This window comes from Pseudomonas sp. S3_A09 (genome assembly GCF_054668065.1).
In genome coordinates this window covers 5674307-5693285 of record NZ_CP162752.1, presented here as the reverse complement: position 1 = coordinate 5693285, position 18979 = coordinate 5674307, and the positions used below count along the sequence as shown (strand labels likewise).

Below are 18979 nucleotides of genomic sequence, written 5' to 3'. Positions count from 1 at the left end.
GACATTCCATGCCGACCGAGCGCTGCCAAAGGTCTTGCCGGAGACCTGCTTAAGCCTAGCGTCCGCATGCTCATAGGGCCTAAGCTGAAGCTTCTCAAAGCCGCTTCAACCTCTCCAAAGCCCGGTAATAAAGGGCCAGTGTCATGGACACCATGGTTCGTGTTGCAATCACGCAATGATCCTTGTCTGCTCGCCGCCGCTCCTGAACGACATGATCAACAATACGTAGCTTGGTCGTAGCCATCCCTCGATGGCGCCGTTATTTATTGACAAAATAAGTGGAAATGCCATGTTCTGATCAGACTTAAAGTCCGTGCAACCCACGAAAATCGGGCTCTCACGGGTATTCAACAAAACAAGTGGATGTCCCAGAGTGCGTTTCTATCAAAAGATTTAAATGGAAAAACCAATCGTGCTTTTCCACTCATTTCTTGATTTCTGCCTGAGCTTCGTTGAAGCGAATATTATTCCGAAAATGCAGAGCCCGAAGCATGAATTACACGACAATTGCCACTGACCTTGTGCCGAGCAAAGCCGCTCCAATGAGCTTAACTCCGTTTTACGCTCATGACACCCAAAGAATAAAAATCGAGTTCGCACACTTTGACAATATTGGATTAATAATTTTGATAATGATCCAGAAAGGTTTAAGTCCATAATGAAGCGGCGAATTCAGATTGGTCTGACAATACATATTTAAATATAAAGAAATTCCGCGCATCACATGAGGCGCAAAAAATCTACACGAAGTAATTAGCGGAAAAACCAACAGGGCAATCGCTACTTAGTGCAGATCCCAGGCTTTTGTCAAGCCCATGCTAACACTATGTCTGCTGAGCAAGGGTAGTTGCAACGGAGTCATTCAGGGGCTACCATCGATCAATGCTCATCAGTTCACATTAAAGAAGATGGAAAATACAACCGCCCTGCCCTAACTTCCAGTTACTCCCATTACTGGAAGTTCTTAATCAGCGACAAATCATACGGTAGTGCACCAATATGTCTACGCAGCCCATGCCTGTTTTTGAGACCTACGAAATTTTCATTGATATGGACTTTAGTTTGCGTGAACCTAGTATGGCTTGCATTCGTCAGTACATTCAAAATTTTCCCGCATCAGTGGAGGCTAACAAGGGTTATCTAACGACTCGGGAGTTCCTTCGCGCCTTTTCGGACAACAGCCAAACTTTCACTTCTTATAGAACTCATGTTGAAAGGTTGTTGTTATGGGCACTCATCATAAAGCAGAAGCCTTTTTCTCAGCTCAAACGCCAAGATGCGGAAGACTACCTAGAGTTCTGCCGTAACCCTCCAGGAGACTGGATTGGCCCAGTCGTACGCGGCCGTTTCGTGACCAGCGATCAGACCGAATCTGCTTGGGGTGATCCTGTCATGCCAAACGAGAAATGGAGGCCATTTAGCCTGAAGCAATCTAAGGACTCCTCGAATGACCTGAAGTTAACGCCCGACGCCACATTCCGGGATGCAGAGCCTGGCGTGGCCTCGAGCGTCACTCGTTACAAGCCTTCTCCGAGCACCCTCAACCAGATCTATACGATCTGCAGCCGGTTCTTTGAGTACATGATCGAAGACGGGACAGCTTCGGCGAACCCTTTCCGGATGATCAAGAAGCGCACCCTTAACCGTGGAGCGCCACAAGAGGAAGGCTCGAATCGCGCCCTGACGCCCTTACAGTGGGACTACGTGCTGGAGACCGCTGAACGGATGGCCCAGGATGAGCCAGCGCGACACGAACGCACTCTATTCATCGTCGCCACTCTGTTTGCGATGTATCTCCGGGTCTCCGACATCGTTGGCCGGCCGAACTGGCACCCGGTAATGGGTGATTTTCGCCAGGATCCAGAGGGCAACTGGTGGTACCACGTGATCGGGAAAGGCAACAAGGCCGGTAAGGTCGCAGTCAGGGATGAGTACGTCTCCAAGTACCTGAAGCGCTACCGCCGGTTTGTAGGCCTTTCGCCGTTGCCGGAATGGAACGAGCAGACGCCTCTGCTGATGACACTTCGAGGTCGCTCAGGACTCTCCGGGCGACAAGTACGCGCCCTCCTCCAATCAGTCTTCGATAATGCTGTCGCGCGAATGCGCGATGAGGAGCGCGAAGAACACGAGATGAATAGCCTGCGTGCAGCGTCTGCGCACTGGCTGCGGCATACTTCTGCAACGTTTGATGCGCCACTGCGTAGTCCAAAGGATCTGCAGATGGACTTGCGGCATAGCAGTCTCAGCACCACTCAGAACGTCTATTACCACTCGCACGACCAAGAACGTAGTCTCTCTGTGCGTGGCGTGGGCATGCGCGACAGGGGTTAAAAGTCCCATCGCCTCCATAGCAGCTACCGGTATCGGGCTACATACGCATTCTCAATCAGATGAGTACAGTCAATTGCGACTGTACTCACTACCGTTCGACAGTTGCTGCACCGCCTGGTTGGACATTGGCGAACACGTCCGAACTTTAACATTGGCGAGTGCTTATTTAACGTCAGGCATCGTCAGGCGATACGTTAGTATTTGAATCGAATTGCGCCTACTGCTAATCCATAGTTGCTATATCGGTGCCGTCATTAATAATAATGGAGGTATTTAAATGCCCGGCGCTAAATCCACTTCATGCTCTCGCGCTCGAACCAAAACATGGTTTGGCACCCGCCAATTGTCCGTTGCCCAGAAGAAACTTGTAAGGCTTAGTCAATTTCAAGCAATTGGTTGGTTTTTCAAAGCCGTCGACATCCTGCGGGAGGATCCTTGATGGATCAATTGAACGGGATGTTTGTTTCGACCGCGAAGTTGATCAACTGAGCATCGGAACTGACGCCCCAGTACATCTATTATGCTCTGCTACTGGGACGAGAGATTCTTCGTGGCTTGGTGCTTGATCGGTGCGCGAGAGCGAGAGCTTGCCAAACAGCTGATTGCTGACGGAGCCCACAACTTTTGGCCCGATACGCGTCTCTGCGAAGCCGGGTTGGAAGACCGTGTTCAAGTATGGCTGGCCAATCTCCCCACGGACAAACCTGATCACGTAGAGTTTGAAATCGTGAGATTCGCAGACCAACCGCCTCGAAATGCCCTCCAGTTCGCAAAATAGAATCGAGGTGCAACGAGCAAGAAGCCATGAGCGTTGAGTCTGCCAGGATCAGGAACAGCGCCGATGATAAGCCCACTTGGCTATCCTGAAGCCGCTGTTCGCGGATCATTCTGTGCAATGCGTTGCTTGGCGCAGCGGAGAAACACTAACTGTATTTATATGCAGCATAGGAAAGATACGACACCTCGAGCGTTCAAGTACACCGACGCCCCCTGTGTTGGGCTCCTGATGAGCCTCTAAACCACGTGACACGGGCCTGTAGCCATTCTCCACTGGCGACCACCCATCATGGTCGACAAGGTTAATCAGAACACACAGGTGCCAGATTCATGAGGCTAGAAATAACGCTGTTTTTACATACATCATTCGGCCTGCCACGCGCACTCCGGTACCCTGCCCTCGCTTTCTCGAGCACGAGCGTCAGCACTTTGCGAAGCCAGGGAAAAAACTAAGCGATAGCTTAGCTTCTCAAGCTAACCGCTCCAAAGTCTGCGAAAACTAAGGTAACCGTTAGTTTTCAGGGAACACCCCGGTCACTGGCGCCCCACACAGCTACCTGTAAACCAACTTTTTGCACAGTAAACCACTTCGGTTAACAGCATCGAAAATTGGTTTACAACCTCTTTTCTATCCTTCAAAGGCTGGGAACAGCGCGCGTTGGGTGAGCAGCAGCAACCCCAACAGGCTGGAGGCCTTGTCCTTACGGTTTTCGATAGCCTCCTCGAGCAGTGCCCGGGCGTCTTCTTGCGTGAGTTTTAGCGTACCGGTAGCAAGTGCAGCGGCAAACTCCAGGGCGGCATCGCCGTAAGTCCGCTCCCAGCGGGCAAATACCTTGGCGATGAACTCCTTCATCAGCTTGCTCAGCTCCGGGCTTGCTGAGTAGTCGAGCTCTGAAGGTAGACACGCCCGGAGGAATGACGCCTGTAGGACGTTGTCGTTAAACCGAAGGAAGCACTCCGGTGATAACACCACGGACTCATACCCCGTCGGCAGAAGGCGTAGCTCATGATCGTCGTGTTCGCGAGCGAATTGCAGAACTGCAGCAATCGTGAAGAACACTGTGCTTTGCGGTACGTTTGGGCAGTCCCGACCCACATTGCTTGAGGGGTCGAAGAACAGAAACCCATCCGACAAGGCGAGCGCGCTGCCATCATGTTTTGGCAGGAAGTGGTGCTTGTGCTCCTCAACAAGCTCAGAGGCCTCATCAATAGCCTCATGACGAACCTTTTCCGCGACTTTGGGCGTGAAGCCGACGTCATCGACCTGCCCGGCTGACGCAACCGTGATCAAGCGACTCCAGGCGTTCTGTTTCCCGTCATCACCAATGGGTAAGCACAGCCAGTTGGAAAAGCCATACTCCCGGGGCGTGGGGCTCTTCATCAGGAAAGTCTTGAGGAGCGCCCAGGCTCTGGCGCTCTGTGGAATCCCGATCGGTGCAAGGAATCTGCGTGGGACGGACGCGTCCATGTAGGCCCGCAGATCACGACTGATCTCCCTTAGAATGCCCCCGTCGCGCGCTACCACTGTCGCGACAAGCACCCCGGAGACGGTCTCAAAATCGACTTGATCAAGTTCGCTGTAAGGCACGCATCGGATTGACTTGGTAGCGCCCCATTTCTGACTGAGCATCTCATTGGTCACCTCGCCGAGTTTTTTCGACCCGTCATCGTCGGCGTACACAATTAGGTTTGTCGCCATAGAGACCGACCAGTCAATTTCAGCGGTCAGCCATTTCCTGAATTCAACGTCCGCTAGCAGCAGATCAGGATTGAGCGTCAACAGCTTGCGAGGCGTGCTCGACCGGTTGAATCCAATGATTCCCCCCATACCGAAATACTTGTGGAATTTGGCCAGCCGTTTAGGGTCATGCTTCAGGGATATTGTGATCGATTTGGGAGGCTTTGATTTCGCCGAGAAGTTCTCCCCTATGATCTCGATTAGCGTGCAGCCTTCCTCCGCCTTGACCGGCAGTGGATAGTCAATGTCGTCCAAGGCGACCAGGACACCCCCGTATCGGCCATCCGCCGTGCGATCGATCAGGGTGGCAACGCAATCCCCTGTGAAACCCTGCTCCCCCATCTGCTTGGCCATGCCGCCGGACGTGGAAGCCGATACCACGCAGAAATAGTCACTTGCTGGAGGGTACATTGTCTTGAGTCGCTCATAGGAGTGAAAACTCATGACTTCGGCCTTACTGTCCAAGCGACCAAGCGCATTCTTCACGAAGGCGTAAATGCCCATGGTGTCGATGTACACCTTGGCCGCTTGGCGCAGCCTGACGCCGTATTCGAGTGCGATCGCATACCCCACCACGCAAACTTCGGCCTCATCACTCGCCAGTTCTCGGGCCTGGATAAACACATTGTTGAGCGTGCCGGATGGGTGCTTGAAAGAATGCGCGGACGGAGCAGAATGAATGACGTTGTTCTTCTCGATCAGCGTTCTTAAACCATCTCGCAAGAGAGTGCTCGGATCATAGTGGTAGACAAGTTCCTGGCCGCCCAGCACATGAACGTTGAAGCTCGCGCCATTCCACTCTAAGAACACGTATTCATGGACGCACACACGCGCGTTTTTTACGCCACGCTTCAGGAGGTTGGCCAGGCGGTCTTGATCGTCAGCCCAACTGCTGTTGTAGACCGACAACTGATCAGATGTTCCCACGATGTAGACACAGTCAGGCAGATGTCGTTGGGCCTTCAGCGCGTCTTCGATATCAGTGAAGACGTGCTGTACCGAGAGCTCCGAATCGTTGTAGCAAATGACCAACGCTTCATGACTGCCGCTAAAGTCGCTGACAGCGGACATCCATTGATAGAAACGCTCCATTACATGCCCCTCAATGGAATCATAATGGTGACAACGGCCCCAGCAACGGGTGCCAGGTCGGTGTTGCCCCAATCCCTGAAGTCGTCAGGGTCACGCTGCCGATCGTTTTCTTCGAACTGGTTGTAGATGCACAGCCGGCCAGAACGAATACGGATTAACCCGCCCACCTTGCGAAGCTCATTCAAGATGGCAGGCAGACCTATCCCCGCGGCGTCCAGAGTCTTGCTGGACTGACGCGGCTGCAAGCATTTGAGCAGATACCCCCGCTCATCCTGGAGCGACATCTCTCGCACCGCCTTACCGCTCATTCTGGAGGCAAATCCTGGGCCGGAGTCGAAGAAGCTGATGTGCAACGCCCGCAAGCTTGTCTTGTTATTGTCGGTGGTAGAAGATTCTCTCTGCCAGTAACGGCGCAAGTCCTCACTGCCGTCGAAGTCTTCGGCAAAGATGTCGTCCTCAAGACGCCTCCAGCCGATCATGACGCCTTCAACGTGGGCAAAATACGCGTTGCCAAGATGATCTGAGGTCGCATGTTCCTGTGTGTTGGATACAAGCTCAGAACAGAACAGACCTAAGCTTTCGATCAATGATTCTGGAACACTGGTGCGCCCGCTCTGCTTGTTGACAAAGTCAATGAGCCTGCGCATCTCGGTGGTCATTTCAGATGGAGGCTTTACCTGACCTGCAGCGCTAAACAGCGGTCGCAGGTGCTGAACCTTCGATCCCGCTACACAAATCAAATCGACGGCCCGGCCATTTACGACGTCCTCGTACCGACCTGCATCCATGGCCTGCATTCGTTCTACCGACTCTTGGAAGACCTCTCGGCGATTGAATGTCAGTTCGCCTAGCCGGATACCCTTGGAAAGACGTAAAGCTGCGATACCTGGCGAACAGTTAGCGAGGTTGTGTAAGAGCGTTTTAACATCTGCCTGCGGGTTAAAATCCAGGTAGTCGCTCTGCAGCTGCTGTCGGGCCAGGGTGACGATCAGTTGGAGGCGTGCGGCATCATGCATGGCGCCACGCCGGGCGCTGAGCATGTCTGCCTGAATGAGGAATTTCTCCCCCGGACGATCGCAGATCTTGCGAATGGCCGCCTCGATGTCTTTGAGCGTACGCGTCTTGCCAATGTTGATGGATTTCAAGCCTGTTTCTCCGATCAAGCGTCCGCTTTGCCGTTAGCACCAAGAAGCAAGTTTTTGATCTTGGGCTCCGGTTTCCAGTAATTCGGGCCTTTGAGGAACTTGCCATTTTCATCGTAGATCGGCTTTCCATCCGCCCCGAGCTTGCTCTCGTTGCTGTCCATGATGATGTCCAGCACCTCCTCGAGCGGTAAGCCGTACTTCAGCGCCTCAGACCTGCAGTAAACAATCACGTCGCCCAACAAGTCGGCAATGGCGGCCTTTATATCGATTTCAGCATCGCCTTTTTCGATCTTTTCGACGATTTCATCGATCTCATGAACTTCAGCCATCAGCGTGGCTTTGAACTTCTTGAGCTTGTCCGCAGGATCGGTCAGTAGCGTGGGCGTGCCGTTGATCGGCAGCTTGTACATCTGATTCATGGCATGAATTCGGTCTTTAAAAGGCTTACCCATGAATGCTCCCTTATCGATTAGTCAAAAATTGTAAGTGTGGGCTGCGGGATGCTAAGCGCAAAAAATCAAGGCTATGCTCTGAGCCACGTGACCACTGGGTCAGGGTTGGTTGCTCTGGCTGCATGCACCCTGCCTCCGGTTAGCCGTGAGGCCTTAAGCATACACGGAGGGCGCCGAGGAACGGTTCATACACAGGAGACCTCCATGTACATTTGAAAACTCATCGTCTCACCCTACTGATTTAGATCAAAAGGCCAAGTTGACGAAAGCATGCCCCAGAAGTTTTGCACAGCGCGCCCAGCATGAGTGAACGACCTAAATGGTGATTAGATTTAACGAGGGGATCGCAAATGTGCTCGTTTAGGGACGGTTATCGGGGGGGGGCGGTACTTCAAAACCCAATTGTGCCAGTACAGGTCGATCCTCTTCTTTGAGCTTTTTTACCGCCCAAATCAACATATGCTGGGGCCTGGAACTCGCCACATAAGCGAACCTTGCGGCTTCCGATCCGCGATCTCGCAACCAGTCTTGCCAATGAGACTGGTGCGGCCCGGGCTGTTGGGACGAAACCACCACAGTGACATCGTGAGTTTCGCCCTTCACCTGGTGAATAGTTTCGTAGCGCAACGTGTCTGGTGGCCCCTCCAGTACCTCTTGGCTCAACACTCGCACGGAGACTGGCTTATCACCCTGCCCTTTGCGAGCCACAAGGTTCAAGTTTTTCAGGACATCCAGCTCCTCCAGTAACTCCACAGGTACGAAAGGTTGATTCGGGAGCCGTCGGATCGCCAGCTTTGCAGTGCGCACCCAAGCAGACCAAGTCTGATCGGACTTGCCAGCACCATTGGCGACCATGAATTTCAGGCTTTCATGGAGGAATTTCCGCCAAACAAGCTTGGACTCCATGACAATGGGGCAATAGGGGCCGACTTTGGTGACCTGCAGCTCGAGCTTTTCGGCCAGCCACTTTGCAAACGTCCTCAGGCTTTGCTTGATGTCCTTAAGGTTACCTGTGTTGGCGCTGATGCACGCGACTGCCAATAGTTCGATGCCTTCGAAGGTCTCACCATTACGTAAACGCTGCAGGGTCGTATGACCTCGGGCCACCAGTACCACTTTGGTGTACCCCTGTGTCATGGTGCGAATCGTAGGCAGCAGCTCAGAGGGGCACACTTCATATTCGAGTATCCGTGGTTGCAGGGAAGGAATATCTGCATTGCCCATGATCCGTTCGCCGCCAAGGATGTTGGTACACAGATCGACTATGACCTGTCCACTCCGCCAGTTCGACTTGAGCTCATACGGGTCGAATTTCAGCTTGACCATGAGGTCGGTGACATTCTCTGGGTTTGACTTGCGAAAGCCATAGATTGACTGGTTCAGATCACCCACGAAATGGAACGCCATACCGAACCGTGCGAGATGCTCCACGATTCGCAGTTGCTCTGTAGAGAGATCCTGGCATTCGTCCACGATGAGCAGAGGAAACCGGCGCGCGATCCGCGAAAAATAGGGGTCGAATTTCCTATCCTTGAATGCCTTCAGGGCAAGCATGTCGATGTCACCAAAAGTGGCAAAACCTCCTCGCCACAGCCGCTTCTTAGTGGCAATAAGATCTTTGCAGGTATCATGATTAAGGGTTTCGGCGTTCAGTTGCTTATCGAGGCCGCGTTCGCCAGTGGAAAATACGAACTTGGTCGTTCCAAGGTCGTAGTCGTATTTGCACGCAGAGATCCAACGATTGCAAATGCTATTTCGCGTGCGATAGATGTTCGCTGCTTTGTCCAGAATCCGAATGCGAAAGTCACCCTCCCTGCCGGTATATCCCGTCATCTCACTGGCAATGCTCGCCACCAGCCGGTTCAGCACAAAGCTGTCGAACGTAGCGATTAGATGAGGTTTGCCGATCGGCTCCCCCAGGTACCTATGAACCCTGTTCCTGAGTTCGTCCGTGGCACTGTTGGAGAACGTCAGGACTGCGATGCCCGATGGTGACCGAGACCATTCTTGGACTATTTTGGCCACCATCGCGGCAACCACTTCCGTCTTTCCGCTGCCCGGGCAGGCCTTGAGGTAAACGTGCCTATCGAGCGGTGAGGCGAGATAATCCAACTGTTCCTGGGTGAAGTTCATTGGGGGAGCACCCTGCGTGGGGGTTCTTCAGCAACTCGAGCGATCATGCCTGTCCATCTTCCAGTCCACAGGCCCAAAGGATGCCCAGTCGGATGTACTCCGGCACGACGAAATCAGCTGGGCGCGCCAAGAGCGCGTCCGCGAGCGCTTGGGCGTACAACCCCTTGCCGATCTCTTCGGAGTCGAGCCTGGCGAGCAAAGCGCCAGCAAAAGGGGCTTTGTCAGCAGAGGACATGGAGGCGAAATCCCGTTTTGCATCTTCCCTCAAATTCCCGGCCACCTTGCCATCCTGAACGGGCCAGAGATCTGCTGCCACATTCAGCATGGTCGTAAGGTTGCCGCCCTCCAGCGCAATGTCGTACTCGAAGGTCTTGTACTTGCCGGCGAACAACCGTGCGAATTGAGACTGATTGATCGGCCCCTGAAGCTCCAATGCCGGATTGTTTCCCAGCCGGTGATCTTCGGCATGCGGAAGGAATGGAATTGGTTTTTCCCCGCCTTCGCCATCGTCAATGATCGAGAGAGATTTTGAAGGGTCATTGTCCGTGAGTCCGGCGCACCTGATAGGCACATTACCACCAGGCTGGGCGCCCGTGACATCGCAGAACAGCTGCATGAAATGCTTGAAGTAGATACCGCCAAGGTTGATGACGGACACGCCGTAATCGTCCAAAGAGTCCCTGCCCCTCCCTTGAGCATGCAAGACGATCCTAGCCAGCTCGGGGACAACGATTGCCTCTGCAATTCCTTCGACGAGGATCGCGCCTTTTGAGAAAAGAAGATTTGACTTGGTGACGTCGAGCCAGCGATCTACAAAACGCCGGCTCTGCTCAGGAAGCCCTGTTTTTCTCAGAGGAACGGCTATTGGCATGCCTTCATTGGAGAGGTGAATCAGGTGCTCCACAGACACCGCAGCCGAAATCACAGTTGAGTGGGTTGTGATGATGACCTGGATACCTCGCGCTTCTGCCTCCGTTTTGAGGTGTCGTAGCAACCGTAGTTGGAGCTGCGGGTGTAGGTGCGCCTCCGGTTCCTCGATGAGCAGCAGCCGCAGGTAGGTCTCTTCACCACGCCCCTCCTCTACCTCGAGGACGAGCTCCGCGAGGATGGATGCAATGTACAATAAGTTGTTGTACCCCAGGCTGTTCTCCCCTAGAGATCGGAACTGGGTGGGGTCGGCATTTGTGAGGTCGGGGAAATAAAGCAGTCTCAAACCTTCAACGATACGGGAGAAGCTCACCTCGGAGAATTGGATCAATGTGCTTTGGGACAGATGCATTCCGAGCGCGGCCTTCAGGCTTTCACCGATGCGTTGGTTGGCCAGTTTGATGGCAAAGTCGTCGCTCTGAGAAAGCTCGCGGTTGAAGTCGCCAACGCGCTGCTCCAGCGCAGTTTGAGTACCGGCCTTTCTGGCAGCGTCCAACTCTTTCCGACATAGGGCCTTCAACAGTCTGGCCAAGCGTGATTGGCGCCCCTCTCGGAGCTTGCTCTCTGCGTCACGTAGTGGCGGCAGATAAACACAGTGAATCAAGTCGAGTGTTTCAGGGTCTAGGGGCTGGGTGAATTCGTGCCCACCATAAGTGTGATACTTGAAGCGTCCACGTGACTCTTGGTTTTTGGCAATGAAAGTGAGCTTCGCTTCGTCATGGTTCCCGCACCATTCATTAAAGGCAGTGGCATCCTTATCATCAAGGTCGGAAAACGTGGCCTGGATCTGGAGCTCCACCGAGGCGAAAGCACCTGCCTCAAAACCCTTGTAGAAATCCTGCTCACCGATGATTCGTTTCCCCGACTCCGAGTCATTGAATAGCTGACGCACCGCGCTAATTACACCGGTCTTGCCTGCGCCGTTTTCGCCCACCAACACGTTCAGCCCGTCGTGAAGTTCGATAGTGAAGGGTTCACCAAAGCACTTGAAACCTCTAACGTTCAAAGCACGCAGATACATGAGAATCCCTTCTGTTTAGAGTCATCCGCTGGCAGGCAGAGACCGCGACTGGATAGCGCAGGCCTCGATGAACGACCCTTGGCTGCGAATTGGCAATACGTTACACCGGTTGGCTATCGGGGCCTACGAGGTGATTGGGCTTTAGCGCTCTTTTCAAAGCGGAAATAAGGGTACGCAAGTCTGCTGCTTGACTAACTCTTGGGTACATTAGCGCCCCTCCTCACGAACTGCGCAGGGATCGTTGGCTACCCATGCCATAAGTGGTCAAGGCATTACCTTTTTCCTGCCCTACACCAAGGGTGACCGACAGCATGAAGGAACTACGTTCCAGACGCCGGCGCTCACAATGCTTTGCCCCGTGGAGGCCTATATCAATTGGATAACGGTTGCCGGGATCGCTAAAGGCCCGGTGTTCCAGCGGATTGATCGCTGGGGCAACCTGTCAGGCAAAGCTATGCAGCCGCATAGCCTGATACCCGTGCTACGCCGCATTTTCAAAGAGGCAGGATTGCCAGCGGAACTGTATAGCAGCCACTCAATGCGGCGAGGCTTTGCGACCTGGGCGTCCGCCAATGGGTGGGACATCAAAGGGCTGATGAGCTATGTGGGCTGGAAGGATATGAAGTCAGCTCTCCGGTACGTTGACGCTGGCATGTCGTTTGGAGGGTTTGCAGTGCGGCCAGGGGCAACACAATTGAGTCACCCCTGACGCCTGCCCCGGCTGCAACTTCCATGTTTCTGCTGCACGAAGATATGTTTACAAAGACCTGCGTGCCATGGCAGCACTTTACAACTAATCGTCCATCCCGACCTTAGCTCTCCATCCAGGGTAAGCGTACAACGAAGTCATTTATCGATCGAAGTTGTTAGGGCGATAGTCAAGAAAGATTGCTATCAAGCCTTGCTCGGACTTCGCTAGCCAGCCTTTCGTCTATCTGCTCAAGCACTTTTGCAACGGCCCACCAGTTCTTAGCCCGAGTGAAGTCGGAGTGGCGGAAAGAGGACTGGACTCCCACAACACGTACATTGTCTACCGCCGACCAAATAATGGACTGAGACTCAACGAGCTCCCAAACGGAGCCACCACTTACACCTTCCAAATCAGGAGTAAATACTGATTGACCGTCCAACGCCTGGGCCTCACGGCCATAGTCGAAAAATAAGTCCAATCCCTCAATGTAAGGCTCCTTTAAATCAGTTGGAACGTCAGGGCGCCGCTGCGTGTATGCAGTCAGAAAGCTACCATGAGTCCAGCCATTATTTTCGCCTGTAAGAGCGACGGGATATCCCGCGACGAAGACCGCCCCATTTTCGGGGTTGGCCGAAGGCGAGGCAACGTTCTGAAGCGTCAGGAACTGCCATCTTGCCTCCAAGCGAGCGATTGTCTCCTGGGAGTGCAGCTCAATGACTGCTACGTCGATCTTGTCATCGTCAGGCTTATACAATTTCATATCACCGAAGGTACGCAGTGCACCTTTCAATGGATTCTCTGGATAAGCCAATAAAGTCAGATCACTGACTTGGTCGAAGAGGTGCCTTACTGTGATGATGAACGAGCGATTTGCAATTTTGAAAAGTGTTCCCGTAGCCACAACTGCAGCGGAATGCCCTATCTCATGGAGGATGGGGATAGTCACACTCAGGACGAAACGTCTGACGAGATCTGCCTGAGATTTATCGATATCAATAGACATGCTAAAAGGGACTCAACTTCATGGGCTCAAGGTTCTCAAATGCATGCGAAAACCAACATTCTTGCGGCTACTTACAACTTAGGAGCTAGGTAACTCAAACCAAGGCGGTACGAGCTTCTTATCGCGCCATTCTTCAGTGAGTACCACGTTAGGAATTCCGCCCCAAACACCTTCATCGGCATGATCGAGAACGATAATTTGTAGGCGACCTTCCGAGCTGTTGACTGCTGTAGCCAAGGCCCTGAAAACCTTGCGCACGGCTATTCGGTCTTCGTCGTCAAGCTCATGCTCCTCGTCAGTCTGGGCGGCGCGCTTTACTGGAAAGTACACCTGACTAGGCTGGTCGAAAATCAGAAAGTGAGGTACTGGATGCTCAACGGTTTTCTTAGCCAAGAACAGTTTCTGCAAGGCCAGCAGCATCGCGACATGGTATGCGAGCCAGTTTGCGCCACTACCGATCTCCCATAGAAAATCATCACGCCCATCATGGCGCACCTTGATCGCAAGGTCAGTGATCGATAGACCGATTCGGGCATCCTTCCACTCGGCATCAAGAACCGGCGTTATCTGGGCGCAGTAATCACTCAGTGTGTTCAAGATCTTGCGAGTTTTATCTCGCACTTGGTCAACAGAAATCGATGGTGCTAGGGCTGCTATCTTGTTCTCAACCTCATTCAGCCGTTTTGCCAAGCCCTCGTCCTGTTGCGCCGTTTCATAATTCCGAACAGCCTCCTGGAGCCGACCAAGATATCGATCGATGTCGGACTGGCGCAGAGCCTGACCTTTGGCCTGAGTGTCGAGGGCTTCAATGGCCTTGATCTCTGTTTTAATTGCTTCGAGCTCCTCAGCATCGATGCGCACCGCGCTGCGTAGCCGGACGAGCTCACTTTCAACCGAAGCAGATACTACGGGCGTTTGTTCCGAGAGCGTCTCTATGCCATGCAGTGCCTTACACAATGCGTCTAATTCACTAGACGCTGACAAAGTTTGTGATCCCAGAATACAGGGGGACGATTGCTCGACAACTAAGTCTTTCAGCCACGTCGAGAGCGACAGCCGCTCTTTCATGGTATCAAGCGCCTTGAGGTAAGCGTTGGCATCCCCCCGAATGCGGGTCAGCTCGTTAAGCTTTTGACGACCGGTAAACAGGTTCGCGGCGATGACGTCTTCCCGCTTTCTCAATTCGCCTATGGTCGTGATCGAAGCCTGAAGCGCCTCGAACTTGGGTGCTGCATCGCGAGAGGTTTTCTGCAGGATCGAACTGAGCTGCTGAATCGCGGTAGTCCAATCCTCCGAGAGCACCGCATTGTTCGGTACTAGCCCGTACTCTCGAGCTTGGTAATACCAACTGCGAGCCTCGGAGCGCAACCGCGCAGATGCATCAGCGAGCGTTTTGAGCTCTGACTGCAGCTGCTTCTGCTGACGCTCAAGATCTTTCATTTCCCAAGATGCAACCAGCGTTTGAGAGGTGACGGCACCCAGAATGAACGGAAAAATGTCCTTGAGCTTCTCACGGTGGCCTGTGGTATCAGCCTTGTAGAAAAGGACGTCAGGGTTAGCCACTATGTTTTGCGGCTGGAAGGTGAACGCCATCAAATCTCGGAAGCTCGGACGGGTTTTGAATCCGTAGCGAACGTCGTCTCCAAAACCAAGATTCGGCAGGCCCGACAACCTGTTCAGGATGTCCTTCACACTGCTTCGGTTTGTGTTTTTGCCCTCAATCCTTTCAGGTATAGAAATCTGATCACCTTCCAGGGCGAACATATCATCCGTTGATCGTTGCTTGCCCGGTTCAGCACGTGCGAAAAGCTTGAGTCCTTCGTCCGTATCCACGAGCAGACCAAACCACCCGCAGGTATTGCGAATAGTTCCAACAGGAATCCCACATTTTTCCGACGCTAGGCAGTAATCGATAATCGGAATAACCGCCGACTTCCCTGCCTTTGACGAACCGCTGATCACGTTCACTGCTCCGGGCGTGAACGTCAACTCTCGATACTGAAGGCCGTTTTTTGGCCACAAAATCAATTTTATGATCTGGAGTTTCATTAAAAACCTATCCGTAGTGCAGCCTGGACTTCCTGAAGAGTTAGCGAACCACACCACCCGCCTAGCTTGTCAGCGTGCTTCCCAAGCTCCCTGACAGCCAGTGGAGTCGTTGAGGGATATCGCTTGGTCGTGCAGTCAACTGAAGCGGAAGTTACGTTGAGTGTCAGCAAACCGCACTCAAGTGCGATAGACAAACTGGACAGGGACGTGGGTCGCAGCATCAGCATCCTTCGTTGCAATGTCAGAAGCACCTCTTGATCCCTGGAGAATTTCGATGCGAACAGTCGCAATCCGGAAGAGGGATTTGTCCCTGACATTACTGTCCTGAGCGTTTCGTTAAACACAATCGGTAACACAGCGAAGAGTAAAGGCAGCTCCGGCAAACGACCGGCGCTCTGACGGACGAACCCTTTAACAAACTCCCACATCAGAATCGCACCGAGTGCAGGGTTCTGCACCAAGTACACCTCATCAAGGCTATTGTTCGCCTTGCCGTATAGTTTTGTAGGCTCCATCCTGGTCAACCTGTTGGACTTATTGTGGTTGGTCGCACTGCGCAAACGGCGACCTTTAGGGGGGCGCGAAGTGCATATGCATATTCAATGTATTTGCTTCGCCTGCGGGTTCGACAGAAGCGGCTCAGTCCAGCACATATCGAAAATCAGTCATCGATCAAATCATTGAATTGGGGGTGCCATCCAATGTCTTTACGGTTTGAAAAATCGTGGTAAGTCCCGCGAACGAAAAAACCCGGGGAGTCGACGTCGTTAAGTTTGGCGTTGTCCACCATGCATCTGAGGTGCAGCAGCTGGCCTTTGTCGACGTCCGAAGCGGTAGCGTAGATGGAGAGCAGACGAATTTCCTTACTGAAAAACTGCCACTTTTTCAGCAAGCTTTTTTGAAGTCGTTGAATTCCGGCTCGTAGACCAGACCTCGTTCCCCCCACCGCACCTTATTGGTTGTCGACTGCAAGTAGTCCGACATGGCATCGGCGCTGTCCTGTTCCATTTCAATCAGCTCAAGCTGACGAATCAGCGTAAGGGCGTACGGCCGACCCTCTTCGATCTCCTGGGCTGTCGGTGGAGGCAGCGTGTATTTCAGAAGATGGTTAAACGAGAAACGGCTATTGTAGGTCGACATCCAATCGCTGAACTGCGAACGAGCGAGCACTGCTAGCTGACCGCCTGCAATCAGTACGTCTGAGGTGTTTTTCACCCACCCGATTGCTGCATGACAGGCATCTTCCAGAAGGTCATCTGGCACGGCTAGAGATAGGTAGCCCTTGATCCCTTCAACCAGTTGGTCATTCCCTGTTTCGAGCTCAAACGCCATGACCAAATTCGCACGCTTGTCAGGATCGTAGCTTAAGAATTTCTCGATATATGGCTTGCAGCCCGCTGGCTGCTCGTCTTGAAAGGATTGACGAATCTCGCGTACCACGTGCTCGACCTGAGGCTTGGTATGCGCGTAATGCAGATCGTGCGCGAACGCACCCTCTTTCCTTTGCAATACATAGAGACGGAAGCGAGTTTTTCCAAGGTCGATTACACCCGCCTCAATAGCATCGATCCAGTTAGAAAAAGTCTTCCACAAATCTTTAGAGAAATTGGCAATGGGGTTAGTAGCAATACCGCTCTTGGATTGCTCAACCATTTTCTTGCCGTCAGCATATTCAACGTCAACGTCGTCTAAAACTTCTAACGCAACGAACGAGCCCCGTGGCGCCTCGCACAGATGTAGGCACATCCGGGTGGACTGCAGTGAGTACCCAAGGTAAGAGCCAGGTCTGCTCGATTTCAGAGAGGGATTTTCTCTCACTACCGTGATGCTTTCCTTATCCATACACTTTCGTCCTGAATCGTTCGTTCGAGACCACTGCAGCCTGAATCTGATTTCTCAGTGTCTACGCGGTGGATTGTGCGCGCTCTCGAAGTGCAATCGGAGCGTCCCCAACAAGGGGGTGAGGTTGCAAAGTCTGAATTCGCAACGGCCCAAATGGGTGACACGGCCTTTTGACATCGGTTCTTAGTCCTTGAGCAACGGGTATGGATGCTCACAGGTCTAACTGGCAATTCCAAATCGCCATCATGTTAGCCTAGTTACGTATCTGGTGAAAACCGTCGTTAGAATGACATTGGCCCTATGGGTGTTCGTCCGATACACCTGCGCGCCTCGCTTGCCCCACAGCCCACAGTATTGTCGAGTGGAGGCTGAACCTGACTGCACCCATTTAGCCGACAGTTGCAACTGCTCTGCTCCACCCAGAGGTTGATGGTTTTTCAAACGTGAGCATGAGCCATGCTCGGTTATCCATGCAGAAGTAGGCTACTCCTCTCACGAACTCTCAATCCGAGCTAGCAAGTATCCTCCCACGCACAGCTGCTCAAACAACCACGAAGCGTCCTCAACGCTGAACTTGAATACCCTATCTTCGATCCCCAAGATCGGTACGAATAGCTCGCCGTTCACCCCTATGAAAAGCTGAAAATAGCTTTGCGAATCTGGATAGCGAAACGATCCAGATGCTCCAAAGAACATTCCGTCCAAGTCGTACCCGTGATTGCACAACCAATCCTGCTGTGTGGACTGAGTACGAGACACAATCAGTTGGTGAAATAGCTTACCAAAATCCAATATCAGCGGATTAGGGATACCAGTGAGGATTGCGCTCCGTTGATAGAGCGTTTTGACCAAGGTCGACAGCCCATCAGCTAGCTCCCCGCATTGCTGAGCAGTGAAGTCATATTCAGACCCGTCTAGGACGAGCTTTATGTGGCTATTTGCGAGTTCAACAGATGCTTCGAACCACCTAGCTTCCTCACCTTCACCTTCACCTTCACCTTCACCTTCGTCTTCATGAGATAAAAATTCGCGCTCGGCCCTGAATCTAATAGTTTCTGCAGAATCATGCTCTTTCATCATTTCCAACACAGCCCTTTTCCGTGAAATACAAACTTAAACGGATTTTTTCGAGCAAAACTTTAGCGCTGCGCAAAATTACTTTTCAGGCAGATGTCTTTTTAATCCCACCACTCAAGTTTCGAATTTCGCCTCCGTTTAAATAGTCATGCGACATATTTTCTGAGGACTATCGAGACCATGAGTACAAAACTGCCGCCGAACAGATTCTTCACGTTCAAGGATGGTTCGCCCGAGGGCGAGTTGGACGAAGTTAGGCTCGCCATCTTCACTCGGCCCGGCATTGCCGAGGGTGAAGTCATAGACGATGACAACAGCTACGCAGTTCTCCTGGATACAGAATCCAATGGCGTAATTTCTATCAAAATCGATGAGTCGCGCTTTAGGTTCACGCCTAAGCAGGCGACCGCGTTAGCCTCAGCACTTACTGACCTCTCGAGAAATGACGTATGATTTCCCGCCTCTGCTCTGTGCAATCGGCTCTGCGAGACCTTCATCATGGATGGGTGATCATTACGGGCCGGAAACCGTGTAAATCCTTGCTGAGGAGATAGCGATTGGGGGGTTACCGGCTTGGCTTTGTGCGTGCCCCTGCGGGAATGGCTGTCGTGAACCGAGCCTGGCGGAGCCAAGTCTCGACCCTGCCGGGCTTCCATCCTCACGCCTCCAGCCGTATCGGCTTGCGCGCTCCGCTTGCTGTT

Annotated in this window: 14 protein-coding genes; 3 read left to right on the top strand and 11 right to left on the bottom strand. The window is 52.7% G+C overall.

Annotation, left to right across the window (positions count from 1 at the left end; translation table 11 throughout):
- Positions 1–999: 999 nt before the first annotated feature.
- Positions 1000–2331: a tyrosine-type recombinase/integrase gene (locus tag AB4N92_RS26420; protein ID WP_137212322.1), complete on the top strand. Its 1332-nt coding sequence runs from the start codon at positions 1000–1002 to the stop codon at positions 2329–2331.
- Positions 2332–3736: 1405 nt separating this feature from the next.
- On the opposite strand, the gene AB4N92_RS26415 is transcribed toward AB4N92_RS26420, so the two are convergent.
- The 5 genes from AB4N92_RS26415 to AB4N92_RS26395 all read right to left on the bottom strand — a co-directional run bounded on the left by AB4N92_RS26415 (position 3737) and on the right by AB4N92_RS26395 (position 11616).
- Complete coding sequence (locus tag AB4N92_RS26415; RefSeq protein WP_460128699.1) at positions 3737–5938, bottom strand: hypothetical protein; 2202 nt, start codon at positions 5936–5938, stop codon at positions 3737–3739.
- Complete coding sequence (locus AB4N92_RS26410; protein ID WP_137212324.1) at positions 5938–7101, bottom strand: hypothetical protein; 1164 nt, start codon at positions 7099–7101, stop codon at positions 5938–5940. The genes AB4N92_RS26415 and AB4N92_RS26410 overlap by 1 nt, the downstream gene beginning before the upstream one ends.
- Entirely contained in the window at positions 7098–7535 is a 438-nt protein-coding gene (locus tag AB4N92_RS26405) for a MazG nucleotide pyrophosphohydrolase domain-containing protein (RefSeq protein WP_137212325.1), read from the bottom strand. Before AB4N92_RS26405 ends, AB4N92_RS26410 begins: the two co-directional genes overlap by 4 nt.
- Positions 7536–7895: 360 nt before the next feature.
- Positions 7896–9668 carry a UvrD-helicase domain-containing protein gene (locus tag AB4N92_RS26400; RefSeq protein WP_460128694.1) on the bottom strand — a complete coding sequence of 591 codons (1773 nt, stop codon included), beginning with the start codon at positions 9666–9668 and terminating at the stop codon, positions 7896–7898.
- A gap of 43 nt (positions 9669–9711) precedes the next feature.
- Positions 9712–11616: an ATP-dependent nuclease gene (locus tag AB4N92_RS26395; RefSeq protein ID WP_137212326.1), complete on the bottom strand. Its 1905-nt coding sequence runs from the start codon at positions 11614–11616 to the stop codon at positions 9712–9714.
- A 346-nt stretch (positions 11617–11962) separates the two neighbouring features.
- On the opposite strand from AB4N92_RS26395, the gene AB4N92_RS26390 reads away from it, so the two are divergent.
- Entirely contained in the window at positions 11963–12325 is a 363-nt protein-coding gene (locus tag AB4N92_RS26390) for a tyrosine-type recombinase/integrase (RefSeq protein ID WP_137212338.1), read from the top strand.
- A gap of 169 nt (positions 12326–12494) precedes the next feature.
- On the opposite strand, the gene AB4N92_RS26385 is transcribed toward AB4N92_RS26390, so the two are convergent.
- The 6 genes from AB4N92_RS26385 to AB4N92_RS26360 all read right to left on the bottom strand — a co-directional run bounded on the left by AB4N92_RS26385 (position 12495) and on the right by AB4N92_RS26360 (position 18290).
- Positions 12495–13310 carry a hypothetical protein gene (locus tag AB4N92_RS26385; protein WP_137212327.1) on the bottom strand — a complete coding sequence of 272 codons (816 nt, stop codon included), beginning with the start codon at positions 13308–13310 and terminating at the stop codon, positions 12495–12497.
- Positions 13311–13388: 78 nt separating this feature from the next.
- Positions 13389–15359, bottom strand: coding sequence for a DUF3732 domain-containing protein (locus AB4N92_RS26380; protein ID WP_137212328.1), 1971 nt, complete (start codon positions 15357–15359; stop codon positions 13389–13391).
- Positions 15359–15787 (bottom strand): three component ABC system middle component, encoded by a 429-nt coding sequence (locus AB4N92_RS26375; protein WP_460130379.1) that lies wholly within the window; start codon positions 15785–15787, stop codon positions 15359–15361. Before AB4N92_RS26375 ends, AB4N92_RS26380 begins: the two co-directional genes overlap by 1 nt.
- A gap of 233 nt (positions 15788–16020) precedes the next feature.
- Positions 16021–16305, bottom strand: coding sequence for an ABC-three component system protein (locus tag AB4N92_RS26370; RefSeq protein WP_460128690.1), 285 nt, complete (start codon positions 16303–16305; stop codon positions 16021–16023).
- Entirely contained in the window at positions 16245–17201 is a 957-nt protein-coding gene (locus AB4N92_RS26365) for a hypothetical protein (protein WP_460128687.1), read from the bottom strand. Before AB4N92_RS26365 ends, AB4N92_RS26370 begins: the two co-directional genes overlap by 61 nt.
- A 492-nt stretch (positions 17202–17693) precedes the next feature.
- A complete protein-coding gene (locus tag AB4N92_RS26360; protein WP_137212330.1) occupies positions 17694–18290 on the bottom strand; it encodes a hypothetical protein in 597 nt (198 codons plus the stop codon).
- A 168-nt stretch (positions 18291–18458) separates the two neighbouring features.
- On the opposite strand from AB4N92_RS26360, the gene AB4N92_RS26355 reads away from it, so the two are divergent.
- Complete coding sequence (locus AB4N92_RS26355; RefSeq protein ID WP_137212331.1) at positions 18459–18731, top strand: hypothetical protein; 273 nt, start codon at positions 18459–18461, stop codon at positions 18729–18731.
- Positions 18732–18979: the final 248 nt, after the last annotated feature.

Bases quoted from the DNA above. Each gene is read 5' to 3' on its own strand.
- AB4N92_RS26420 (WP_137212322.1), top strand. From the start codon at position 1,000: ATGTCTACGCAGCCCATGCCTGTTTTTGAGACCTACGAAATTTTCATT.
- AB4N92_RS26395 (WP_137212326.1), bottom strand. From the start codon at position 11,616: ATGTATCTGCGTGCTTTGAACGTTAGAGGTTTCAAGTGCTTTGGTGAA.
- AB4N92_RS26365 (WP_460128687.1), bottom strand. From the start codon at position 17,201: ATGGATAAGGAAAGCATCACGGTAGTGAGAGAAAATCCCTCTCTGAAA.
- AB4N92_RS26385 (WP_137212327.1), bottom strand. From the start codon at position 13,310: ATGTCTATTGATATCGATAAATCTCAGGCAGATCTCGTCAGACGTTTC.
- AB4N92_RS26380 (WP_137212328.1), bottom strand. From the start codon at position 15,359: ATGAAACTCCAGATCATAAAATTGATTTTGTGGCCAAAAAACGGCCTT.
- AB4N92_RS26400 (WP_460128694.1), bottom strand. From the start codon at position 9,668: ATGAACTTCACCCAGGAACAGTTGGATTATCTCGCCTCACCGCTCGAT.
- AB4N92_RS26390 (WP_137212338.1), top strand. From the start codon at position 11,963: ATGCTTTGCCCCGTGGAGGCCTATATCAATTGGATAACGGTTGCCGGG.
- AB4N92_RS26415 (WP_460128699.1), bottom strand. From the start codon at position 5,938: ATGGAGCGTTTCTATCAATGGATGTCCGCTGTCAGCGACTTTAGCGGC.
- AB4N92_RS26375 (WP_460130379.1), bottom strand. From the start codon at position 15,787: ATGTGGGAGTTTGTTAAAGGGTTCGTCCGTCAGAGCGCCGGTCGTTTG.
- AB4N92_RS26355 (WP_137212331.1), top strand. From the start codon at position 18,459: ATGAGTACAAAACTGCCGCCGAACAGATTCTTCACGTTCAAGGATGGT.
- AB4N92_RS26405 (WP_137212325.1), bottom strand. From the start codon at position 7,535: ATGGGTAAGCCTTTTAAAGACCGAATTCATGCCATGAATCAGATGTAC.